General features: G+C 71.8%; 4 protein-coding genes and 1 pseudogene. All 5 read right to left on the bottom strand.

The features are described from left to right. Positions 1 to 211: pseudogene (locus Aru02nite_RS02765) on the bottom strand (peptidoglycan recognition protein family protein); the annotation flags it as partial. A gap of 132 nt (positions 212 to 343) precedes the next feature. Then, positions 344 to 1,489 carry a peptidoglycan recognition protein family protein gene (locus Aru02nite_RS02760; RefSeq protein WP_203654628.1) on the bottom strand — a complete coding sequence of 382 codons (1,146 nt, stop codon included), beginning with the start codon at positions 1,487 to 1,489 and terminating at the stop codon, positions 344 to 346. A 248-nt stretch (positions 1,490 to 1,737) separates the two neighbouring features. After that, on the bottom strand, positions 1,738 to 2,775 hold the full coding sequence (locus Aru02nite_RS02755) for a polyprenyl synthetase family protein (protein WP_203654626.1): 1,038 nt from the start codon (positions 2,773 to 2,775) through the stop codon (positions 1,738 to 1,740). After that, on the bottom strand, positions 2,772 to 4,154 hold the full coding sequence (locus tag Aru02nite_RS02750; protein ID WP_203654624.1) for a family 2B encapsulin nanocompartment shell protein: 1,383 nt from the start codon (positions 4,152 to 4,154) through the stop codon (positions 2,772 to 2,774). The genes Aru02nite_RS02755 and Aru02nite_RS02750 overlap by 4 nt, the downstream gene beginning before the upstream one ends. 195 nt (positions 4,155 to 4,349) lie before the next feature. After that, positions 4,350 to 5,783, bottom strand: a complete 1,434-nt coding sequence (locus Aru02nite_RS02745; RefSeq protein ID WP_239076345.1) for a family 2B encapsulin nanocompartment shell protein — start codon at positions 5,781 to 5,783, stop codon at positions 4,350 to 4,352. Positions 5,784 to 6,687: the final 904 nt, after the last annotated feature.

Genomic DNA, 6,687 nt, shown 5'->3' with positions numbered 1-6,687 from the left:
GGAATGCCATGTGGTGCACGATGATCTTGTTGGTGACGTTGCCGCTGAGCTGGATCGTGCTGGACGGCGGGCGCGCGCCCCACTCGTCGCAGCCCACGATCCACGGGTACGTGGTGTCGGCGGCGGCATTGCTCGTGGTGCCGAGTTCGGTGCCGACGACGGCGACCGTGGCGGCGCCGAGCGTGGCCTTGAACAGGGTACGTCTGTCCATTGTGGACGACATGGCGACCAACCTCTCCGTGTGTAGAGACTTTTCTGCTCACGGATTACGTGTGAAGGCTATTGCCATCCACGGGTCGGCGCCAGTGCGGAGCCGGCCCCGATCGACGGAGCCGGCCCGCCGTCAGAGCGCTTCGCGGACCGTACCGCCGGCCACCGCGCACCACGTGGTCGTGTCGACCTTGCCCGTCGGGCGCAGCCCGTGCAGCCGCTGGAGCTGCTTCACCGCCGTCTGCGTCGCGTCGTCGTACGCGCCGGTCTCGGACAGCGCGTACCCCTTGTGGTTGAGCAGGAACTGCAACCCGGCGACCGCCGGACCCGATCCGTCCCGGTACACCGGGGCGACGAGCGTCTCCCAGGTGGCCGTGGTGAACGTACCGTCCGGGTCGACCGCGAGGCCCTGCTTCGCCTGCCAGTCCTGGACCGCGGCGAGGGTGGCGGCCCCGAACCCGCCGTCCGTCGCGAGCTGGTACCCGCGGGAGTTCAGCAGGTACTGGCCGAGCCGGACGACCGGCCCGCCGACGAACCGCCAGATGTCCGGCCAGCGCCGCGCCGGTGCCGCCGACGCCGACTCGCCGAGCGCCGCCTGTACCCGCCGGCGCAGCATCGGGAACTCCCGGTAGAACGCGATTCCGGGGCAGTCGGTGTCGCGGAAGTCCCAGTGCCCGAAGATGTCGTACGCGTGCAGCCCGTACTGCGTGCACACGGTGGCGCAGAGCTTGGTGAGCGCGTCGATGAGCGCCCGGGGCGGGGTTTCGGTGATGTAGGTGCCTTCGTTTTCGATGCCGATGGCGTTGCCGTTCTCGCCGGGGCAGTGCGCGGCGACGACCTGCTGCTGGCCGCCTTCGAGCGTTTCGAGGCTGCGGTGTCGTCCTTCCATGACGTATCCGCCGCGGCTGACGGTGAAGTGTTGTCCGGTGTCGGCCCAGCCGTTGGTGTCCATGTGCAGGTTCTGGCAGTCGCGCGCGAGCTGCTTGGCGTGGTCGAGCGAGTAGTCGGTGCTGTTCGGGAATGCCATGTGGTGCACGATGATCTTGTTGGTGACGTTGCCGCTGAGCTGGATCGTGCTGGACGGCGGGCGCGCGCCCCACTCGTCGCAGCCGACGACGAAGCCGAACGGGTCGGCCGCCGTCGCGGCACCGGGTACGGCGGGTGCGGCCGACGCCGCGCCGGCCGCGACCATGTCGGTGCCGACGACCGCGACGGTCGCGGCGCCGAGCGTGGCCTTGAACAGGGTGCGCCGGTCGAGCGCGGATGAGTCGTGGGCCATCGTGGCGAACTCCATCTGGTGATGACTTTCTGCCCTGCGTTGACCGCAGAAGGATATTGCCGCAGTCCCACCAGCGCCAGTACCGTGTCCGCCGACGACGGGCGGTCCGGCCGGCCAAGGTCCCTACGCCCGGCCGACCGGACCGCGCCCCGCACCGTCAGGTCATCCGCGTACCGTCCGGCCACCCGACGTACACCGGGCCGCCCGCCCCGGCGTACGGAACTCCTTGTACGGCAACGGAAGCAGGGTCACCGGTCGCGCCTGGTCAGCAGGCGGCCCAGCGACACCAGCCGGGTGGCGGCGACCGGTTCGGCGTCCGCGGCGCGCAGACAGGTGAGCGCCGCGCCGAGCTCGACCTCGGCGCGTTCGGTCGCCCAGCGGCGCCCGCCGGCACGGTCGACCAGCTCGGCCACCTCGGGCAGGTCGGCCTCCACCAGCGGCCCCGCCCGGAGGTACAGCCGGGCCAGGCGGTCGGCGTCGGCGTTCCCGGCGGACAGCGCGGCCACCACGGGGAGCGACTTCTTCCGCGTACGCAGGTCCGCCAGCGCCGGCTTGCCCGTCGTCGCCGGGTCGCCCCAGATCCCGAGCAGGTCGTCGACCAGCTGGAACGCCAGCCCCAGATGCTCCCCGTACTGGCGGAGCCGGCCGGTCCGGGTCGCGCCGGCGCCGGCGACGAGCGCGCCGAGTTCGCAGGCGCAGCCGAGCAGCGCGCCGGTCTTCGCGCCGGCCATCTCCAGGCACTCGGCGAGCGTCACGTCGGTACGCCGCTCGAACGCGACGTCCGCGGTCTGCCCGTCGACCAGCCGGAGTACGGCCGCGGACAGCCGGCGTACCGCCTCGGTCGCCAACCCCGCCGGGTACGCGGTGGTCAGTACCTCGGTGGCGAGGGTGAGGACGGCATCGCCGGCCAGGATCGCCTCCGGTACGCCGAACATCGACCACGCCGTCGGGCGGTGCCGCCGGGTCCGGTCGCCGTCCATCACGTCGTCGTGCAGCAGTGAGAAGTTGTGCACCAGCTCGACCGCCACCGCCGCCGGTACGGCCTGCTCGGCGGCGGCGCCGACCGCCTCGGCGCTGCGTACGGTCAGGGTGGGGCGGACGGACTTGCCGCCGGCGTCGGCGCCCAGCGTGGTGCCGTGCTCGTCCCACCAGCCGCAGTGGTAGCCGACCACGCGGCGCATCCTCGGGTTGAGCCGCCGTACCGTCGCCAGCAGGTGCGGGGCGACCAGGTCCCGTACCTCGGCGAGGTCGCCGGCGGCGTCCGTGTCGGGTCGTACCGCGGTCATGCCGACCTCCCGAGCTCGACGTTCTCCAGGACACCCAGCGCGTCGGGCACCAGCACCGCGGCCGAGTAGTACGCGCTGAGAAGGTACGAGACGACCGCGTCGGCGCCGATCCCCATGAACCGCACCGACAGTCCCGGCTGCACCTCGTCGGGCAGCCCCGTCTGGTGCAGCCCGACCACGCCCTCCTGCTCCTCCCCGGTACGCAGGCACAGGATGCTGGTCGTCTGCCGGTCGTCGACGGGAATCTTGTCGCACGGCAGGATCGGCACCCCGCGCCACGCGGTCAACTCGACCCCGTCGTAGGTCACCGTCCCCGGGTACACGCCGCGCCGCGCGCACTCCGCGCCGAACGCCGCGATCGCCCGCGGATGCGCCAGGAAGAACCGCGACGAGCGCCGCCGCGCGAGGATCTCGTCCAGGTCCGCCGGCGTCGGCGGCCCCGTCCGGGTGCTCACCCGCTGGCCCGGGTCCGCGTTCGCCAGCAGCCCGAACCCCGGATTGTTCACCATCTCGTACTCCTGGCGTTCGCGCAGCGCGGTCACGGCGAGCCGGAGCTGTTCGTCGGTCTGGTCCAGCGGCCCGTTGTACAGGTCGGCGACCCGGCTGTGGATCGTCAGGACGGTCTGCGCCACCGACAGCTCGTACTCCCGCGGCCCGTCGTCGTAGTCGGCGTACGTGCCCGGCAGCCGCGGCTCGCCCGTGTGCCCGGACGCCAGCGCGATGTCCGCCTCGCCGCGTTTGTTCGTCGCCGGCCCCGGCGTACGGGCGAGCCGGTCGAGGTGGTCGCGCAGTACGGCGGAACCGTCCGCCAGGTCCGCGAACGCCTGCCGTGGCAGGGAAAGTACCACGCAGGCGGTGACCGCGCGGGCGGTGAACCGCCACCGCGCCGCCGGATCGGTCAGGCCCGCGGCGCCGACCACGTCACCGTCGGCGAGCGTACGCAGGTTCGTCGGGTCGCCGTACGCGCCGAGGCCGAGCGCGTGCAGCTTCCCGCGCGCCACCACGTGTACGGCGTCGACCGGCGCGCCCGCCGTCGTCAGGTGCTCGCCCGCCTGGTACGTCCGGCGGGTGAAACGTTGCGCCAGGGCGGCGAGCACCGCCTCGTCGGGCAGCTCGCGCAACACCGGGATCGCCCGCAGCGCAACGGGATCCAGCGCGCCGGGCACCTCGACCCGCCCCACCCCCGGGTACGCGCGCCGCCGGTTCACCCGGTACGTGCCGCCCGGTACGTCGACCCACGGCAGCGCGCGCAGCAGCCACCGTTCGCTGACGTTGCGGTTCTGCGGTCGGGTCTTGGTCGTCGTGGCGAGGGTACGGGCGGTCCGGGTGGTGACGCTGCGCGGCACCGTAAAGTCCGATGTGGACACTGACTCGGTCACGTGGAACACCGCCAATCGGGGAACGTGGGGGAGCCCGCGCCGCCGGGGGGAGTCGGGTGACGGCGCGGGCCGGGGCCCGTCTCGAAGCCCCGCGGGCACTCCGAGGCGGCCCCTCGGACCGGCCGGACGCCGCCACGTCGGGGAGGTCGGGCGGCGGTCCGGCCGGCGTCCGCGGGGGGAGCGCGGGCGGTACCGCTACGGCGCGTGCGTCTCGTCCGGCGCGCCCACGTCCACGTTCTCCAGTACCGCCAGCGCGTCGGGCACCAGTACGGCGGCGGAGTAGTAGGCGCTGACCAGGTACGAGATGATCGCGTTGGAGTCGATGCCCATGAACCGCACCGACAGGCTCGGCTCGTACTCGTCGGGCAGCCCCGTCTGGTGCAGCCCGACCACACCCTGCCGTTCCTCGCCCGTCCGCATCAGCATCATCGACGTACTCGCCTGCGCACTGACCGGGATCTTGTTGCACGGGAAGATCGGCACCCCGCGCCACGACACCACCTGGTGCCCGCCGACGTCCACGCCCGTCGGGTACACGCCGCGCCGGCTGCACTCCCGCCCGAACGCGGCGATCGCCTTCGGATGCGCCAGGAAGAACGCCGGTTCCTTCCACACCAACGACAGCAGCTCGTCCATGTCGTCCGGCGTCGGCGGCCCGCCCCGGGTACTGATCCGCTGCGACAGGTCGCTGTTGGGCAGCAGCCCGAACTCCGGGTTGTTCACGATCTCGTGCTCCTGCCGTTCCCGCAACGCGTTCACGGTCAGCCTGAGCTGCTGGTCGGTCTGGTTCATCGGCTTGTTGTAGAGGTCGGCGACCCGGGTGTGGATCGTCAGCACGGTCTGCGCCACCGACAGCTCGTACTCCCGCGGAGCGGCGTCGTAGTCGGCGAACGTGGTCGGCAGCAGCGGCTCGCCCACGTGCCCGGACGCCACGTCGATCTCCGCCTCGCCGTGCGGGTTGCGCCGCCCGCCCGGCTCGGACAGCACCCGCCGGATGTGCTCGCGCAGCGGCTCGGACTGCCCGTTCATCTCCCGGAACGCGCCCAGCGGCAATTCCAGTACGATGCACGGGGTCGCCGCACGCGCGGTGAACTCCCAATTGTTGCCGGTGCCGGAAAGAATCGACTCGCCGAAGAAGTCGCCATCGGTCAACGTACCGAGAATGGTCGGGTCGCCGTATTTTCCGGCAGCCACCTTGTGAATCTTTCCGTGCGCCACCAGGAACAGCGTCTCGGCCGGCTGCCCGGTCGTCGTGAGTTCCTCGCCCGCCTGGTACGTGCGCTGCGTGAAACGGTTCGCCAGCGCGGCCAGCGACGCCTCGTCGGTGAAGTCGCGCAACACCGGGATCTCGCGCAGCTCCGGCGGGATCACCGACACCGATTCGCCCACCGTGGTGAACGTGATCCGCCCGTCGCCCAGCTGGTACGTGAGGCGCCGGTTGACCCGGTAGGTGCCGCCCGTGACGTCCACCCAGGGCAGGAGTTTCAGCAGCCAGCGGCTGGTGACGTTCTGGTTCTGGGGCGGCGTCTTGGTGGTGGTGGCGAGGTTGCGCGCGCCACCGGTACTCAGGCTGCGGGGCGCCGGTTCGGCGTCGTTCTCGGCCGCGGGGGATACGGCTGTCTCGGTCACGGACAAACACCGCCAATCTCGATGACAAGTCGGGGGAGTACCTGTCGGCGCGGTCGTTCACCGGGGGAGTGCTCCGCGCCGGTCGATCTGGCCACTTAGCGTGCGTACAAACAGTTGTCAAGAGTTCTGTCGCCGATCACCTCTTACTGTCTGGCCGGGCCGGTACTGCCGTTTTGTCGGCCGGTTCCCACCGTAAGGAGATAGATCGGACAGGCAGTGAAATCCAGGGGACTGTGATCCAGGCCACGCGGCAATTGATTTCGCGGACCGCGGGTGTTATCCGGGCTTTCGAAGAATGGTGCGACCCGGTGTCCGTGCGCGCAATTCCACCGCCCGCGACATGGTCGTGCGGTACTGCGACGGCATGTTGCGCGGAGCTGTCGCGGCGGCCGTCGCGCCGGGCCGTACGGGGCCGGATCCGTTGCGTACCAAGGGGTCCGGGTGGTCCACAGTGGAGCGGTGCCGGGCGTGACGGTGGCACCGGGGCCGGGGCCCCGCAAGGACCCCGGACGACACGAAGCGAGTCGAAGCCGCCACGCAATGTTGCACGGGCGGTCGGAGGCCGCAGACCGGTACGCACCGGGCCGCGACGGCAAGTACCCGATCGGAGGACCGTCGGCGGCCGACCCGCGCCTCCGCTCATCCGCCGAACGGGGCCGGTCGGGGCAAGCGGGACAGCCGGTGGTCCGCGCCGAGCGGGCGCCGCGGGTGGTCCGACGGGGCGCCGGGGTTGCGCGGGATGGGTCGTGGGAACTCTGCCTTGCGGGGGTCGGTGCGGTGACGCGTATCGGTGTGCGGAGCGTGCTCTGCTGGCCGGTACGCATCAGCCCGGCGAACGCCCCGACCGCCGCCCGCCGCCCGACGTCCGCTGCCGCCCCGGGCCGCCCATTGCCGCCCGGTCGGG

It is taken from the genome of Actinocatenispora rupis, from assembly GCF_016861975.1.
GTDB lineage: Bacteria > Actinomycetota > Actinomycetes > Mycobacteriales > Micromonosporaceae > Actinocatenispora > Actinocatenispora rupis.
The sequence above is the reverse complement of the archived record's forward strand: the minus strand, read 5'-3'. Positions and strand labels throughout refer to the sequence as shown.

Excerpts from the sequence above, each read along its gene's own strand:
- Aru02nite_RS02755 (WP_203654626.1), bottom strand. The coding sequence starts at position 2,775 with ATGACCGCGGTACGACCCGACACGGACGCCGCCGGCGACCTCGCCGAG.
- Aru02nite_RS02760 (WP_203654628.1), bottom strand. The coding sequence starts at position 1,489 with ATGGCCCACGACTCATCCGCGCTCGACCGGCGCACCCTGTTCAAGGCC.